16 protein-coding genes are annotated in these 16947 nt (G+C 29.0%); 2 read left to right on the top strand and 14 right to left on the bottom strand.

Features of this window, described 5'->3' with window-relative positions; translation table 11 throughout:
- Nucleotides 1-284 precede the first annotated feature (284 nt).
- From ACTHUW_RS04555 to ACTHUW_RS04515, 9 genes are all read right to left on the bottom strand, one after another.
- On the bottom strand, nucleotides 285-686 hold the full coding sequence (locus tag ACTHUW_RS04555) for an FxsA family protein (protein ID WP_442210157.1): 402 nt from the start codon (nucleotides 684-686) through the stop codon (nucleotides 285-287).
- Complete coding sequence (locus ACTHUW_RS04550; protein WP_442198073.1) at nucleotides 686-1111, bottom strand: acyl-CoA thioesterase; 426 nt, start codon at nucleotides 1109-1111, stop codon at nucleotides 686-688. The genes ACTHUW_RS04555 and ACTHUW_RS04550 overlap by 1 nt, the downstream gene beginning before the upstream one ends.
- Nucleotides 1112-1175: 64 nt before the next feature.
- Entirely contained in the window at nucleotides 1176-2933 is a 1758-nt protein-coding gene (pyk, locus tag ACTHUW_RS04545; protein ID WP_442198074.1) for a pyruvate kinase, read from the bottom strand.
- A 13-nt stretch (nucleotides 2934-2946) separates the two neighbouring features.
- Nucleotides 2947-3906 carry a 6-phosphofructokinase gene (pfkA, locus tag ACTHUW_RS04540; protein WP_442198075.1) on the bottom strand — a complete coding sequence of 320 codons (960 nt, stop codon included), beginning with the start codon at nucleotides 3904-3906 and terminating at the stop codon, nucleotides 2947-2949.
- A gap of 75 nt (nucleotides 3907-3981) precedes the next feature.
- The gene (locus ACTHUW_RS04535; protein WP_442198076.1) at nucleotides 3982-4173 is read right to left on the bottom strand and encodes a hypothetical protein; all 192 of its coding nucleotides are present in this window, start codon (nucleotides 4171-4173) and stop codon (nucleotides 3982-3984) included.
- 76 nt (nucleotides 4174-4249) lie between these two features.
- On the bottom strand, nucleotides 4250-7699 hold the full coding sequence (locus ACTHUW_RS04530; protein WP_442212691.1) for a DNA polymerase III subunit alpha: 3450 nt from the start codon (nucleotides 7697-7699) through the stop codon (nucleotides 4250-4252).
- Between the two features lie 77 nt (nucleotides 7700-7776).
- Nucleotides 7777-8049 carry an HPr family phosphocarrier protein gene (locus tag ACTHUW_RS04525; RefSeq protein WP_442210151.1) on the bottom strand — a complete coding sequence of 91 codons (273 nt, stop codon included), beginning with the start codon at nucleotides 8047-8049 and terminating at the stop codon, nucleotides 7777-7779.
- Nucleotide 8050: 1 nt separating this feature from the next.
- Entirely contained in the window at nucleotides 8051-9010 is a 960-nt protein-coding gene (whiA, locus tag ACTHUW_RS04520) for a DNA-binding protein WhiA (protein WP_442198079.1), read from the bottom strand.
- Between the two features lie 11 nt (nucleotides 9011-9021).
- Complete coding sequence (locus tag ACTHUW_RS04515; protein WP_442210149.1) at nucleotides 9022-9435, bottom strand: NUDIX hydrolase; 414 nt, start codon at nucleotides 9433-9435, stop codon at nucleotides 9022-9024.
- Nucleotides 9436-9605: 170 nt separating this feature from the next.
- Here ACTHUW_RS04515 and ACTHUW_RS04510 point away from each other — a divergent pair, with 170 nt between their 5' ends.
- Nucleotides 9606-10643 carry a M42 family metallopeptidase gene (locus ACTHUW_RS04510; RefSeq protein ID WP_442198081.1) on the top strand — a complete coding sequence of 346 codons (1038 nt, stop codon included), beginning with the start codon at nucleotides 9606-9608 and terminating at the stop codon, nucleotides 10641-10643.
- Between the two features lie 24 nt (nucleotides 10644-10667).
- On the opposite strand, the gene ACTHUW_RS04505 is transcribed toward ACTHUW_RS04510, so the two are convergent.
- From ACTHUW_RS04505 to murB, 5 genes are all read right to left on the bottom strand, one after another.
- Nucleotides 10668-11084: a sensor histidine kinase gene (locus tag ACTHUW_RS04505; protein ID WP_442198830.1), complete on the bottom strand. Its 417-nt coding sequence runs from the start codon at nucleotides 11082-11084 to the stop codon at nucleotides 10668-10670.
- A gap of 34 nt (nucleotides 11085-11118) precedes the next feature.
- Nucleotides 11119-11850 (bottom strand): hypothetical protein, encoded by a 732-nt coding sequence (locus tag ACTHUW_RS04500; RefSeq protein ID WP_442198082.1) that lies wholly within the window; start codon nucleotides 11848-11850, stop codon nucleotides 11119-11121.
- Nucleotides 11851-11954: 104 nt separating this feature from the next.
- Nucleotides 11955-13262, bottom strand: coding sequence for a gluconeogenesis factor YvcK family protein (locus ACTHUW_RS04495; RefSeq protein ID WP_442210146.1), 1308 nt, complete (start codon nucleotides 13260-13262; stop codon nucleotides 11955-11957).
- 9 nt (nucleotides 13263-13271) lie between these two features.
- Complete coding sequence (gene rapZ, locus ACTHUW_RS04490; RefSeq protein WP_442198084.1) at nucleotides 13272-14132, bottom strand: RNase adapter RapZ; 861 nt, start codon at nucleotides 14130-14132, stop codon at nucleotides 13272-13274.
- A 12-nt stretch (nucleotides 14133-14144) separates the two neighbouring features.
- A complete protein-coding gene (murB, locus tag ACTHUW_RS04485; RefSeq protein ID WP_442210145.1) occupies nucleotides 14145-15059 on the bottom strand; it encodes a UDP-N-acetylmuramate dehydrogenase in 915 nt (304 codons plus the stop codon).
- A 191-nt stretch (nucleotides 15060-15250) separates the two neighbouring features.
- Here murB and ACTHUW_RS04480 point away from each other — a divergent pair, with 191 nt between their 5' ends.
- Entirely contained in the window at nucleotides 15251-16921 is a 1671-nt protein-coding gene (locus tag ACTHUW_RS04480; protein WP_442198829.1) for a formate--tetrahydrofolate ligase, read from the top strand.
- Nucleotides 16922-16947: the final 26 nt, after the last annotated feature.

The following is a 16947-nucleotide window of genomic DNA, read 5'->3' as shown; positions in this document are numbered from 1 at the left end:
ATTCTCAATTAAAATGTTTCATTTTTCTCTAACAACACTAGTTGACAAAGAACCATTAAATGAAGGTATAAGTTATATTTATAACTTTTATATTATATTAGATAAATGCTAATAAGATTCATATAATATAAAAGTTTATTAATTATAAATTCTTCTCATAGTTATACACATTATTGCATAAACTTGGTATTTTGTCAACAAAAAAAGCATACCAAAATGTATGCTTAAAGTTTAGAATGGTTGCCAAACCTAGTATATGAAAATTATTGCCTATTTTATTTTTTTTAATCATCATCTCTATAATAAAAATTCACTTGACCACTTCTAATCTTTTCACTAAACTTTGCTTTTATATACCTTTTAAATGCCATCCTAGTTAAAGGTATTACTAAAGAAAATCCTATTATGTCTGTTATTATACCTGGAGTTAATAAAAGTGCTCCTCCAACTAGTACACATAAGCCATTTATAAGTTCATTTGCAGGCATTTGTCCTCTATTTAAATCTGTTTTTATTCTCATTAATATAAGTCTACCTTCAGATTTTGCAAGGTATGCTCCAAGAATCCCAGTTAATATTACTAATAATATAGTTGTAAGTCCAGATGTTATCTCTGCTATTTTAAAAAGCAAAAATAATTCTACTATAGGTATTATAGTAAATAACAATATTAGTTTTCCAAGCATTATTTTAACTCCTCTTCTATAGAGTCATTTAAACTATTCCATAATTCATTATATTTCTTTTTAAAGTTAATAGGATTTAATTCTTTATCTACAAATGCATGAAGTGTATATCCTTTAGCTAAAAGTATATTATCTTCTTTTCTTATTATATTATATCCATATTTAATTCTTACACCTTTAAGCTTTTGAACGTATGTTTCTATTATTATTTCATCATCATACTTAGCAGATATCTTATAAATACATCCTACATCTATTACTGGCAATAGCACACCTTGATTTTCTAATTTTTTATAATCATATCCTAAAGATCTAAAAAAGGATGTTCTACCTATTTCAAACCAATTAAAATAATTAGCATGATAAATTACTCCCATTTGATCTGTTTCACTGTATCTAGCTCTTATTGTGCATTTATTCTTCATAATTACCTCCAAAATCTATACAAGATCTTAATGAATAAGAGCCGAGGAAAAGTCCTCGACATCTTTATAATACTCTTGCTTTTCCTCTGTATATGAAGCCTCTTATACTATCTACAGTTATAAGTTCTCCATCTTTAAGTTCTTCTAATGCATTTTCCACTCCTACTATTACAGGTTTTTCTATATTAAGTCCAACTACTGCTGCATGAGAAGTAAGCCCACCTTTTTCTGTGATAATAGCTGCTGATTTTTCCATGAAAGGGACAATATCTCTATCTGTACTATTTGCAACTAAAATATCGCCTTCTTTAAATTTCTTTTCTGCATCTTCTTTATTATTTATAATACAAACATTTCCTATTGCACTTCTATCTCCTATTCCAGTTCCTCTCAATACAATCTCCCCCACGGTATGAACTTTTAATAAATTAGTAGATCCTGATTTTCCTACAGGGACACCTGCTGTTATCACTACTAAATCTCCATTCTCTATATATTTATTTTCAAGAGCTGTTGTTACAGATTCATCTATAATATCATCTGTATTTAGAGATTCATTTGCAATAAGTGAGTGTATTCCCCACACTAAATTAAGCTTTCTTCTAACTCTTTCTGATGTTGTAACTGCTATTATTGGAGCATTTGGTCTAAACTTTGATACAGCTCTTGCAGTGTAACCTGAAGCTGTAGCTGTTATAATAGCTTGAGCGCCTAAGTCTTCTGCAGTAGTACACGTTGCATGACTTATGGCATTTGTTATGCTTATTTCAGGTAATATAGTATTAGATTGTACTCTTCCCTTATAATCTATAGACCCTTCTGTCTTTATAGCAATGTTTTTCATGGTTTCTACTGCTTCTATAGGATATTTACCTGCTGCTGTTTCCCCTGATAACATTATTGCATCTGTTCCATCTAGTATTGCATTTGCAACATCTGTAACTTCTGCTCTAGTTGGTCTAGGATTTCTCATCATTGAATCCAGCATTTGAGTTGCAGTTATAACAGGTTTTCCTGCTAGATTACATTTTCTTATCATCATTTTTTGGACTAAAGGCACTTCTTCTGCAGGGATTTCTACTCCTAAATCTCCACGTGCTACCATTATTCCATCAGATACTTCAATTATTCTATCTATATTATCTACGCCTTCTTGATTTTCTATTTTAGATATTATTTCAATATCTCCTGCATCATGATCTTCTAATATCTCCCTTATAGCAAGTACATCTGAAGCTTTTCTTACAAATGATGCTGCTATAAAATCTATTCCATTTCTTATACCAAATTCAATATCAGATTTATCTTTTTCTGTTATAGCAGGTAAGTTTATTTTTACTCCTGGAACATTTACACCTTTTTTGTTTTTAACCTCTCCACCATTTAAAACTTTGCACTTTATATCTGTATTATTTACTACTTCTAGAACTTGAAGTTCAATCAATCCATCATCTATTAATATCTTATCTCCTACATTTATATCTTGAGGAAGATCTTCATATGTTATAGCTCCTATATTTTCATCACCTAACATATCTTTAGTAGTTATCATGTATTCCTGATCTTCTTTTAATATAACACTATCATTTTTAAAGTTTCTAGTTCTTATTTCTGGACCCTTAGTATCAAGCATGATAGCTATAGGTAAGTTTAATTTTTCTCTTACTTTTTTAGTTAAATTCATTCTGTTTTTATGTTCAGAATGATCACCATGAGAAAAGTTTTGTCTGGCAACATTTAATCCGTTCTTTATAAGACTTGTTAATATTTCTTCATCATCTGTTGCTGGCCCTAATGTACATACAATCTTCGTTCGTTTCATCAAATCACTCCTATTAAATAGATAATATTTTAGTTAAAGTATACATTTCTTCATCTAAATGACTCTTAACCTTTAATGCTTCATAAGTATTCATACTTATTATCTTGTTGTCTTTTATACCCACAACCTTGCATGTTTCACCTTTTAAAAGTAAGTTTACTGCTTCAGCACCCATTTTGCTTGCAAGTATTCTATCATTTGCTGTAGGGCTTCCACCTCTTTGAATATGACCTAGTACTGTAACTCTAGTTTCTATACCTGTTTTTTCTTCAATTTCTTTTCCTAATTGCACTGCATTACCTACGCCTTCAGCAATCATTATTATACTGTGTAATTTACCTCTATTTTTACCTTGTAGAAGTTTTTTACACACACTATCTACTTCATATCCGACTTCCGGAATTATAACAGATTCAGCCCCACCTGCAAGTCCTGAATATAGTGCTATGTCTCCACAATGCCTTCCCATTACTTCGATAATATTTGCTCTTCCATGAGAAGTTGAAGTATCTCTTAATTTACTCACTGCATCTAAAACTGTATTTACTGCAGTATCAAATCCAATTGTATAATCAGTGTAACCTAAATCATTATCAATTGTTCCAGGTATTCCAATAGTAGGTAGACCCATTTCATTTAATTTTTGAGCACCTTTAAATGAACCATCTCCTCCTATTACTACTAATCCATCTATACCAAATACCTCTAAAATATTTAATGCTTTTTTTCTTCCTTCTTCAGTTTTAAACTCTTCACTTCTAGCAGTCCTAAGTTTAGTACCACCTCTATGGATTATATCTGCAACAGATGATAATTCCATTTCTCTGATATCACCATTTATTAGTCCATTATATCCTTGTTTTATACCTAATACTCTAACACCGTTATAAATAGCTGTTCTTACAACAGCTCTTATAGCTGCATTCATACCTGGAGCATCTCCTCCACTTGTTAAGACTCCTATAGTTTTCATCTTTACCTCCTCAACTTTAGCCGCCAGGGACTAAATATGACCCACAATATTTAAAAATTAATTTAATTTATTTTTCTAATATCCTAAATCAATTATAACTTTATAGACTTCATTAGCTTCAAATTCTGGTGTCATAATTTTATAATTCATTATATCTCCTTCTTTTGCAAAGGGTTTGATTTTTATTAAAAAGCCTTCTTTAATTAATTTTTCTTTTAATTCTAAAGTTCTTTTTTCTCCTTCAATTATATGAACTGCTGTCCACATGACTTACCTCCAAGAAAATTATTTCATATTTATCAATTGTTATTATACCATATTTATATATTTATTAAAGTAAGATTTATTTTAATTTCACTGAATCTTCACCTAAAATATCTTCTAAATCTTTTATTATTTGATTAGTATTTATTTCTACCCAAAAATCCCTTTCAGCCATCACAGTTTTTTTATCTTTTTCAAAATATACATACACAGGTATATCTCCCTTGTATTTACTCAATGTTTTTTTTATATTGTTTAATATACTTACATCCTTATCTTTGGATATTTTGAGATATAATTTTTTATTTTTATTTTTTACAAGAGGGGTTATAGAATTACAAATGATTTTTGTATCATCATCATCTACAGACAACTTACCCTCTACTGTAACTATCATATCTTCTTCTATAAACTTCATAAATCTATCATAAATCTTGGGAAATATTATAAGTTCTACTGTTCCTAATAAATCTTCAAGTGTCGCAAAGGCCATCATATTATTGTTTTTAGTTATTTTATTCTTCTTTGATATTATTATTCCACCAATCCTTATATTTGTTTCATCTTTAGTTATTTGCTTTAATTCAACAGTATTTAATGAAGATACATTATTTAATGTTTCTCCGTATGAAGAAAGTGGATGTCCGCTTACATATATACCCATAATTTCTTTTTCCATTGATAGTAAAGTTTTTTCTGGAAATTCCTTTATATCTGGTAATATGTCTGTTTTAATATCATTTTTATCATCTTTATCACTTTTATTTGAATCTATAAACATATTGTATTGACCCTTTATGTTTTTCTTTTTATCTTGTACAACTCCTTCTAATACTCTTTCATAAATAGCTAAGAGTTGTGCTCTATTGCCCTTTATAGAATCAAATGCTCCTGCTTTTATAAGGCTTTCTAATGCTCTTTTATTTAAAGATTGATTTTCTATTCGTATGCAAAAATCTGTAAGTGATAAAAATTCTCCGTTTTCTTTTCTAGTTTTAACTATTGCTTCTATAAGTGGACGCCCTACATTTTTAATTGCAGCTAAGCCAAATCTAATTTTACCTTTGGCTACTGTAAATTTAGAATAACTTTCATTTACATCAGGCGATAAAACTTCTATTTTAAGTCGTCTACATTCTTGTATATATAAAGATATACTACTAGTGCTCCCCATTACGCTTGTTAGTAATGCTGCCATAAATTCTATAGGATAATAGTATTTAAGCCATGCTGTTTGATATGCAAGTACAGCATAGGCAGCAGAATGTGATTTATTGAAGGCATAATTGGCAAAATCTATCATTTCATCATAGATTTTATTTGCTGATTTTTCATCTACTCCATTCCTAATAGCACCTTGTATCTCAATATTTCCATTTTCATCAGTTTTCCCATATATAAAGTTTTTTCTTTCCTCTTCCATTACATCCATCTTCTTTTTACTCATAGCACGACGAACAAGGTCAGATCGACCCATAGAATATCCACCTACATCACGTACAATCTGCATAACCTGCTCCTGATAGACCATACACCCGTATGTTACTTGAAGTGTTGATTCTAGGATAGGATGAGTATAGTCAATCTTTTCTGGATGAGTTTTATTTTCTATATATCTTGGAATTTGTCTCATAGGCCCTGGTCTAAAAAGAGAATTTGCCGCTACAATATTTTCAAATTCTGTAGGTTTTAGTTCTTTTAAAAATTGTCTCATACCAGGACTTTCAAATTGAAATACTCCTAATGTATTGGCTTCCTGAAACATTTTATATACCTTTTTATCATCAAAATTAGAATTACTAAAGTCAATTTTTTTATCATGTATTTTTTCTATCAAGCTTTTAGCATCTCTTATTACAGTTAGATTTCTAAGTCCTAAAAAATCCATCTTGAGCATTCCAAGTTCTTCAAGTTCCGTCATTGTAAATTGAGTTATTATAGAATCATTGTTTCTTGAAAGTGGCACATATTCTGTTACAGGATTTTTTGATATTACAACACCTGCTGCATGAGTTGAAGTGTGCCTTGGCATACCTTCTACTTGTCTTGCTGTATCAATAAGTCTTTTTATAGTTATATCATTATCATAAGTTTCTTTTAATTTTTTATTCATAGTTAAAGCTTTATCTATGGTTATTCCAAGTTCTGTAGGAATTTGCTTTGCAATATAATCCACTTGGGAATAGGATATATCAAGTGCACGACCTACATCTCTTATAGCTCCACGAGCTGCCATTGTACCAAATGTAACTATTTGAGCAACTCTATCAGAACCGTATTTTTCTACTACATAGTCTATAACCTCTTCACGTCTTTCATAGCAAAAATCAATATCCACATCAGGCATGGTAACTCTTTCAGGGTTTAGGAATCTTTCAAATATAAGATTGTATTTTATAGGATCAATATCTATTATTTCAAGAGTATAACTTACTAAACTACCGGCTGCTGATCCTCTTCCAGGACCTACCATGATATCATTTTCTTTTGCATATCTTATAAAATCCCATACTATAAGAAAGTAATCTACATATCCCATATCTTCTATAACCTTTATTTCATATTCTAGTCTTTCTCTTATTTCACTTGTTATATTTTCATATCTTTTTTCCAAACCATCATAGCAAAGTTTTTCAAAATACTCTTCATTTGTATAGGTATCTGGTACATCAAATTCTGGCAAATGAAGGGTATCAAAGTCTAATTCTACATTGCATCTTTGCGCTATTTTAAAAGTATTATCTAATGCATCTAATCTGTTTGGAAAAATTTCTGCCATTTCATCATATGATTTAAGATAAAAATCGTCTGATGGAAATTTCATTCTTTTTTCTTCATCTATAGTTTTGCCAGTTTGAATACATAGTAATACATCATGAAATTTTGCATCTTCTTTTTCTACATAATGCACATCATTTGTTGCAACTAAAGCTATCTTTAATTCATCACTTAATTTTATAATCTCTTGATTTACTTTTTTTTGCATTTTTATTCCATGATCTTGCAATTCAAGGAAGTAATTTTCAGCTCCAAATGTATCACGATATTTTTTAGCTACATTATATGCCTTATCATACTCAGAATTAGCTAGTGCCTTTTGTATTTCTCCACCAAGACATCCACTTAATATTATAATTCCTTCCTTATATTTTTCTAAAACATTAAAGTCTACTCTTGGTTTATAGTAAAATCCACTTACGAAACCTTCTGATACTATTTTTATTAAATTTTTATAACCTGTATTATTTTCTGCAAGCAGTACTAGATGATATTGACTTTTATCCTTATCCTTATCTTTCCTCTTGTAATCTCCATGAGAGATATATACTTCACAACCTAATATTGGTTTTATACCTCTTTTCTTTGCTTGTTTATAAAAATCTACAACCCCATACATTACACCATGATCTGTTATAGCAACACTTTCCATACCTAATTCTTCTACCTTATCCATCAGCTTATCCATTCTAGATGCACCATCTAAAAGACTGTATTCTGTGTGGAGATGTAAATGTGTAAATTTTTTCATATGATTTTTCACCTCTTTAAATCAAAAAATAGATAGTATATTTACTATCTACTTTATTATATTTATAACTTCTATTGCTAGGCATATTCTTCTTCTAATTTATTTAATAATAAATCTTCTAATTCTTCAATTGCCTTTATTTCATCTTCTCCTTTTGCATATATGGTTATTTCATCACCCTGGCTTACTCCAAGTGCCATTATACCCATTATGCTTTTAGCATTAACTTTTCTATCATTTTTTTCTACGTATATACTACTTAAAAATTTACTTGCTGTTTGAACAAATAAGGCAGCAGGCCTTGCATGAAGACCTATTTTATTTTTTACTACAATAGTTTTTGATTCCATATTAACTCCTCTCCTTTTCCTTTAAATTTTCTGCTATACTTTCTATTTTTCTCAATCTATGATTAACTCCTGATTTTCCCAAAGGAATGCTTAGCATATTGCCTAATTCTTTTAAACTAGCTTCTTTATTATACAAACGGATATTTGCAAGTTCCTGTAAATTCTTAGGGAGCTTTTCTATTCCTATAGTATTTTCTATATATTTTATATTTTCTACTTGTCTTACAGAAGCATTTATAGTTTTAGACAAGTTTGCTGTTTCACAATTTACTATTCTATTTATATTGTTTCTTATACCTTTTACTACCCTTATATTTTCTAGCTCTAAAAGAGATGTATGTGCTTCTATTATATTTAACAAATCAACAATTTGCTCTCCTTCTTTTAAATATACTACATAATAATCCTTCCTAATTACAATCTTTGAATTTAATTTAAAAGAATTTATTATTTGAGATAAATCTTTTGCATGGTCCTTATTTTGAGTTACAAATTCCAAATGATATGTTTTTTCAGGATCACTCAAAGAGCCTCCACCTAAAAAAGAACCTCTAATATATGCTCGTCTGCAACATTTTTTTTTGATTAAATTCCTAGGAACCTTATAATTTATATTTAATAAAGATTTTTCTTCTTCATTAAAAAGCCCAGTATCTTTTATAATACTATCTACACTTTTTTTATCATGAATTATCATTAAATAACTATTGTTTTTCTTTAATTGTTTGTTTTTTCTAACCATAACTTCAATCTGAGAATCATATAACCTTTTTATAAGTGAAAAAACTCTTCTTGCTATGGCAGCGTTTTCCGTCTGAAATTTAATATTTATATTGCCACGTCCAACAAGTTGAATTGTTCCACTCATTCTTATAAGTGCTGAAAGTTCTGCTTTAGGACAACAATCATTTTTTATTTCGAGTCTTGATAATCTACTTTTAGCTTGAGATGAAAATGACATCTTTCCTCCCCCTAATTCCTTATTTCTTTTATTGCTTTTTCAATTATATATTGTTCATCATCATATTTAACAAGAGAAGCTACTCTATCTAAATGAACAAATCTAGCTTCAATAAAACCTTCTTTTTTTTGAGGATAACAATCCATACTATTTGTTTTCATCAAATACCAATGAACAGTTTTTTTTACTAATTCATTTTTTAAGTTTCTATTATTTCTAAAACTATAATTTATTTCACCAATATATTGAATTATCTCAGCGTGTACACTACCCTCTTCATATACTTCTCTAAGTGCTGCTTGTTCTAAGCTTTCATTTTTCTCAACTCTTCCCTTAGGTAGCACCCAATCTCCATTATATTTTTTTAAGAGTAATATTGCATTATTAAAAACTACCACGCCTCCTGAACTTATTTCATCCTTCATATAATCACTCTCCTCTACCCTGTATTAAAGAGAAGTATGTTAATGTTAATATTTTTAATTAAACTTTAATCTATTATATCATAATTTTCAAAAATAGTTGAATTAAATGATAATTATATTATACAATAGACATGTAATCAAAAAATTTTGAAAATGAGGTGTATATTGGTATGAATATTGATTTAAATTATACAAAAGATGTATTAAATAAATTACTCACAACTCCAAGTCCTACAGGTTTTACAGATAATATAATGAAATTTATGTTAAATGAATTTACTTCCTTAGGTCTTGAAACAAAATTCACTGAAAAAGGTGCTTTAATTGCTACAATTAAAGGTGAAAATGATGACTCCCATAAAACTCTTTCTGCTCATGTAGATACTTTAGGTGCTATGATTAGAGAGGTAAAATCAAATGGAAGGCTTAAATTATCTCAATTAGGAGGATATGATTGGCATTCAATAGAAGGAGAATTTGTAAAGATAGTAACTTCAGATGAAAAAGAATATACTGGTACAATCGTACTTAATAAAGCTTCAGTTCATGTTCATGGAAGTAAAACTAATAAACAAGAAAGAGATGAAAACTCTATTGAAATTAGAATAGATGAAAACGTTAGAACAAAGGAAGATGTAGAAAAATTAGGAATAAACGTAGGTGACTTTATTACATTTGATCCTAGAACTACTTTTACAGATAGTGGTTTTATCAAATCTAGACATTTAGATGATAAGGCAGGTGTAGCAATTCTTCTTTCTATTGCAAAATACTTAAAAGATAATAATATTAAGCCAAATAATACAACAAATCTTTTTATTAGTAATTATGAAGAAGTAGGTCATGGTTCATCTGCATCAATTCCAGAAAAAACTTCTGAATTCATTGCTATAGATATGGCAGCTGTTGGCGAAGGTCAAACTTCTACTGAATATAAAGTTACAATTTGTGCAAAAGATTCATCTGGCCCATATGATTATGAATTAAGAAAAGAATTGATTCATTTAGCTAAAGAAAATCATCTTAATTATGCAATAGATTTATATCCTCACTATGGTTCCGATGCTTCAGCTGCACTTAGGTCAGGACATGATATTAGAGCAGGACTTATAGGTCCTGGTGTTGATAGCTCACATGCTCATGAGAGATGTCATATAGATTCTATAGAAAATACAATAAAACTTGGAATTCTTTATTTAGAAAACTAATAAAAGTGGCTTAAGCCACTTTTATTAAATATCAGAGAATTCTATGTTGGTTATATGCTCCAATTCTTTTTTAGTACGTCTAATACTACTTAATTCCCTATCTTCTATTTGCTTACTAGGAAGATATAGCAAAAATTCAGTACCCTTTCCTAATGTGCTCTTTACTTTTATTTCTCCATTCATCTTTTCAACAAGTGTTTTTACTAAATTCAGCCCTAGGCCAGTACCACTTTCGACTGTAGGTAAATTATTTTTTAAATTATTAAATTTTTCAAATATATTTTTAAACTCTGACTTATTGATTCCTACCCCTGTATCCTTTATAGAAATTATTACATGATTATTTTCTTCATATATATTTATAAATATCTCGCCACCTTGTGGAGTAAATTTCGTAGCATTTGACAATAGATTAAGAATTATTTTTTCATATTTATCTATATCTAGGGCAATTATCTTTTCTTCAAATTCAGTATCAAATATTACTTTTATTCCTTTTTGATAATCTATCTATTGTCTCTTCAACTAGACTATGATTAAACATTTTTCGTATTTCATAAAATGAAATTCCATATACTTCTTCCATACTTAAATCCAATCCTGTAATCCCATTAATCAATTCTTTAGAGGGCCTATTTATATACTCAATAGTTAGACTAGGGTAAGCCAATACCATTACTGTCATATTGAAATTTTCCATAACTGATATAAATACTTTTTCCCTTTCTTCTATCTCTTCTTTTAAATAATTTTTATCTTCCTTTTTCTTTTTCTCTTTTATATGCTCCTCTAAACTGGTTTTTATGAATAACAATGATTTGTTGTATTTAGATATCTTTGTATCCTTTGATAGAGTAATATTTAATATGGCTAATAGCTTGTCTTCACTATTCTTTATAGGTAATGATATGGAAGTATATGATTTATATCTTCTTATATTTTCATTCATACATTTTTCTTTTAAGCATAGACCTTTTTTAAATCCAATATCTTCTAATTCTTTTAAATAATTATCATTACCCCATTGTTCTATTAAGTAGGTATTGTTATCAAATAAATTTATACTTATATCTTCATCATCACTGTTAATAAGTAGAATTTGAGCATAGGAGTCTATAACCTTTATAATATATTTATATTCATTTAAAACTTCCTTATATTTTTCTTTTTCATACCTATCTCTACTTTCATAAGCTATACTACTCATCTTCATCACCCCTGATTAACTGTTATATGTATAATTCTACAAGAAAATAGAAAACCCTTCTTTTTTACATAAATTTTAACAAAAGATTTTATCAAAAAAAGATATTAACTCTTGCTAATATCTTTTTTTGATAAAAATAATTTTAATATTTTTGATTTATACTTAGGAACAAGGTCTGATATCAAGCGACTTAATTCATATGTGTCATGCCTTATATATTCTTTTTTTATATCTATTAGATTGCCTTCAATAATATCAATACCCTTTTCTTTTAAATATTTTTTATCTTTTTCTTTTAATAAAACAGGCTTTGAACCATCTAAAGAATATTTGTCAAATATATCTTTAGGTAATTTTTCATTATTAACTACTACATAATCAATAATTTTTTCACTACCATGAGATATAATTGCATCCACATGATCCTTTAGGGAATAATTATCAGTCTCTCCAGGTTGAGTCATGACATTGCTTATATAAACCTTTTGGGCATATGATTTTTCAATTTCCTCTACTATTCCCTTTATCATGAGATTAGGTATCACACTAGTATATAAACTACCTGGCCCAAGTAATATTATATCTGCTTCCTTTATTTCTTCAATTGTTTCTTTAAGAGGAAAAACATTTTCAGGTTCCAAATATACATTTTCTATACAGCTATTCATTTCTTTGTTTTTTATTGGTATATTTGATTCACCTTTTATTATTTTGCCATTTTCAAGTTTTGCAAATAATGTTACATCTTCAAGTGTCATAGGAAGAACTTTCCCAGATACTGCTAATACATTTGAAATTTCTTTTATTGCAAATTCAAAATTGTCATATACTCCATTCATTGCTGCTATAAACAAATTACCAAAACTTTGTCCTTTTAAATTTCCTTCAGTAAATCTATATTGCATAAGTTTTTCCATAGAAGGTTCAGTATCAGCAAGTGCTAGTATGCAGTTTCTAATATCTCCAGGGGGAAGCATTCCCAAATCTTCTCTTAAGACTCCAGAACCGCCTCCATCATCTGCTACTGTAACTACTGCTGTGATATTAGATGTGTGGGTTTTTAGGCCTCTTAAGAGCACTGAAAGCCCTGTACCCCCTCCTAATATTAAAACCTTTGGTCCCTTTTCTAATATCCTCTTTTTATTTATCATTCCTGCAACTGAGTTTCTACTTAAATCCACTTCATATTTATATTTATTTACAATATTTAGAAGTATTATCAGTACATTTTTAAAGGCAAAAAAGCTTATTATAATCCCTAATATAATTAATATTACAAATATATATGATTTATTAAATATAGAATTTATATATTTATATATTGGAGATACCCCTATAGCTAATAATATTATGCCTATTACAGATAACAAAATCCATCTTTTAATTCCAGCTTTTATTTTATTTTTATTCATAATATCACTTTATACTTTTAATTCGCTATCTCTATGATTTATTACAGCATTATAATTACCATTTTTTAAATATCTATATAATTCATTTGCAATTGTTACAGACCTATGTTTACCACCTGTACAACCTATTGCTATAACAAGTTGAGATTTTCCTTCTTGTGAGTAATAAGGGATTAAAAAAGTAATCATATCAATTAACTTTTGAAGAAAATCTTGTGATTGTTTATAATTCATAACATAATCACGTACCTCTTTGTTGTTGCCTGTAAAGTCTCTTAGTTCATCTATATAATGAGGATTAGGTAAAAATCTTACATCAAATACTAAATCAGCATCTAGAGGTATACCATGTTTAAATCCAAATGAGATTACTGATATAGTAAAATTATCTTTTTTTTCACCTTCCATGAATATTTTCTTTATTTTTTCCTTTAGCATTTTTATTGATAAATCTGTAGTATCTATCAAATAATCAGATCTTTTTCTTATATCTTCTAATCTTTTTCTTTCTTCTTCAATTCCAACAGTTATTTGACCATTTGGAGAAAGTGGATGAGGCCTTCTATGTTCTTTATATCTATTAATCAAAACTTTATCTTCAGCATCTAAAAACATTATTTTATAATTATATCCATAATTCTTAAGTTTTGATAGATTTTCAAATAAATCATCAAAAAATTCCCCACCTCTTATATCTACTACAAGAGCAACCTTTTTTACATCATTCATAGTTTGATAGCATAGTTCTGCAAATTTAGGAAGTAATGACGGTGGTAAATTATCCATACAATAAAATCCTAAATCCTCCATTACTTTTATGGCTTGACTTTTACCTGCTCCAGAAAGTCCTGTTACTATAACAAATTCCATTTTACTTCACTCCTATTCTTCTCCTACAATTAATACTTCTCTTTCAAGTAATATTCCATGTTTATCTTTTACTGTCTTTTGTACTATCTTTATTAAATTTAATATATCTTCACATGTAGCATTGCCTCTATTTACAACAAATCCACAATGTTTTTCAGAAACTTGAGCATCCTTATATCTTATACCACGAAGTCCAGATACATCGATAAGGCGGCCAGCATAATCTCCCTCTGGTCTTTTAAATGTACTACCTGCACTAGGTAATTCTAGTGGTTGTTTATCATTTCTTTTTTGCGTATAATCATCCATGTCAGATTTTATTTTATCATAGTCACCCTTTTGAAAATCCATTTCAACTTCAACTACTATAAGTCTCTGTTCATGTACTCTAGAATGCCTATATCTAAAGTGCATTTCTTCCTTGGAATAATTCTTAATTTCTCCATGTTCATCTACACATTTTACATTGCTTATCACATCTTTAAGCTCTGTGCCATATGCTCCTGCATTCATTGTTACCCCTCCGCCAATGGAACCTGGTATTCCACTTGCTCCTTCAAGGCCCGTAAGTGAATGTTTTAAAGCTTCTTTAGCAACCCTAGATACTTTAGCGCCTGCTTGTATAAACATTTTATTTGCGTCTACCCTTATATTACTTAAATTATCATCTATTTTAATTACAAGTCCTCTTATCCCTTTATCTCTTATTAAAAGATTAGTTCCATTTCCAAGTACAAAAAAATCAGTATTATTTTCATTGCAAAATTTAATAAGTGATTGTATTTCTTCTATATTGTTTGGATAAGCAACTATATCAGCAAATCCTCCTATTTTAAAGTATGTATGTTCTTTCATACTTACTCTTTTTTCAAGATTTATATTTTTAAATTCATTTATTAACATTTTATAAAATTTATCATTGTTCAATAAGATCAGCTCCTAAATATATTTATATTCATACACTATTATTGTATCATATATTTTATGTTTTTAATTTTAAAACTATATTAAATATTTTATTTAATATTTATTAAAGATTCTGTACATTTGCCTCTTTATTTTATATAATAGAAAGCGTAGAATTAAAAAAGAAAGGTTGTGTATGTATAATGAGTAAAATACCAAGTGATATCGATATTGCAAAAGCATCTAATATCAAGCCAATATTTGAAATAGCACATGAGGCTGGACTAGCTGAGGATGAATTAGAGCTTTATGGAAAATATAAGGCAAAGGTTTCCCTAGATGTTTTAGAAAGATATGAAGACAAGCCAGATGGTAAATTAATATTAGTTACAGCTATTAATCCAACACCTGCAGGAGAAGGTAAAACTACCACTAATATAGGCCTTTCAATGGGTCTTAATAAGATAGGTAAAAAAGCTATAACTGCATTAAGAGAGCCTTCTTTAGGACCTTCTTTTGGAATAAAAGGTGGTGCAGCTGGTGGAGGATATTCTCAAGTTATACCTATGGAAGATATAAATCTTCATTTCACTGGAGATCTTCATGCAATTACATCAGCTCATAATTTATTATCAGCATTATTAGATAATCATGTTCATCAAGGAAATAGTTTAAATATAGATACTAGAAATATAACTTGGAAAAGAGTATTAGATATGAATGATAGAGCACTTAGAAATATAGTTGTAGGTCTAGGTGGAAGAACTCAAGGTGTTCCTAGAGAAGATGGTTTTGATATTACAGTAGCATCTGAAATAATGGCTATATTATGTCTTGCTACAAGTTTAAAGGATTTAAAAGCAAGACTTGGAAGAATGATAGTTGGATATAATTATGACAAGCATCCTGTTACATGTGATGATCTAGAGGCTACAGGAGCTCTTTCAATATTACTTAAAGATGCTATAAAGCCTAACCTAGTACAAACTTTAGAAAATACACCAGCATTAATTCATGGCGGTCCTTTTGCAAATATCGCACATGGTTGTAATAGTGTAATGGCTACTAAATTAGCACTTAAACTTGGAGAGTATACAGTTACAGAAGCAGGCTTTGGAGCAGATTTAGGTGCTGAGAAATTCTTTAATATCAAATCTAGATATGCTAATTTAACTCCTGATTGTGCAGTAGTTGTTGCTACTATAAGAGCACTTAAAAATCATGGTGGTGTTAAAAAAGCTGATTTAAATGAAGAAAATTTAAAAGCATTAGAAGATGGATATGCAAATCTAAAGAAACATGTAGAAAATGTAGCTAAATTTAATGTGCCAGCTGTAGTTGCTATAAATAAATTCCCTACAGATACAGAAAAAGAAATAGAATTATTATTTGAAAAATGTAAATTAGATGGAATTGATGTTGTACTTTCAGATGTATGGGCAAAAGGTGGAGAAGGTGGAATTGATTTAGCTAAAAAAGTAGTTGAAGTAGTAGAAAAAGGAGAAGCTAATTTCAGTCCATTATATAGTGAAAATGAAACAATAAAGGTTAAAATAGAAAGAATAGCAAAAGAAATTTATGGAGCAAAAGGAGTAGAATATACTAAAGCATGTGAAAAGCAAATAAAAGAAATAGAAGCTTTAGGATATGACAAACTACCAATATGTATGGCTAAAACTCCTTTATCATTATCTGATGATCCAACACTTAAAGGTAGACCAGAAAATTTCCATATTACAGTTAGACAAATAAAAGTATCAAATGGAGCAGGATTCTTAGTTGCACTTACAGGAAATGTAATGACTATGCCAGGACTTCCAAAAAAACCTGCAGCAAATAATATGTACCTTTCAGATGAAGGAGAAATTAGCGGCTTATTCTAAATATTAGATATAAGGGGAGATAATTT

The organism is Senegalia sp. (in: firmicutes) (genome assembly GCF_052088025.1).
In the GTDB taxonomy this organism is placed as follows: Bacteria; Bacillota; Clostridia; order Tissierellales; family SIT17; genus Anaeromonas.
Note: the sequence above shows the minus strand (reverse complement) of the source record. Positions and strands in the feature narration are given on the sequence as shown.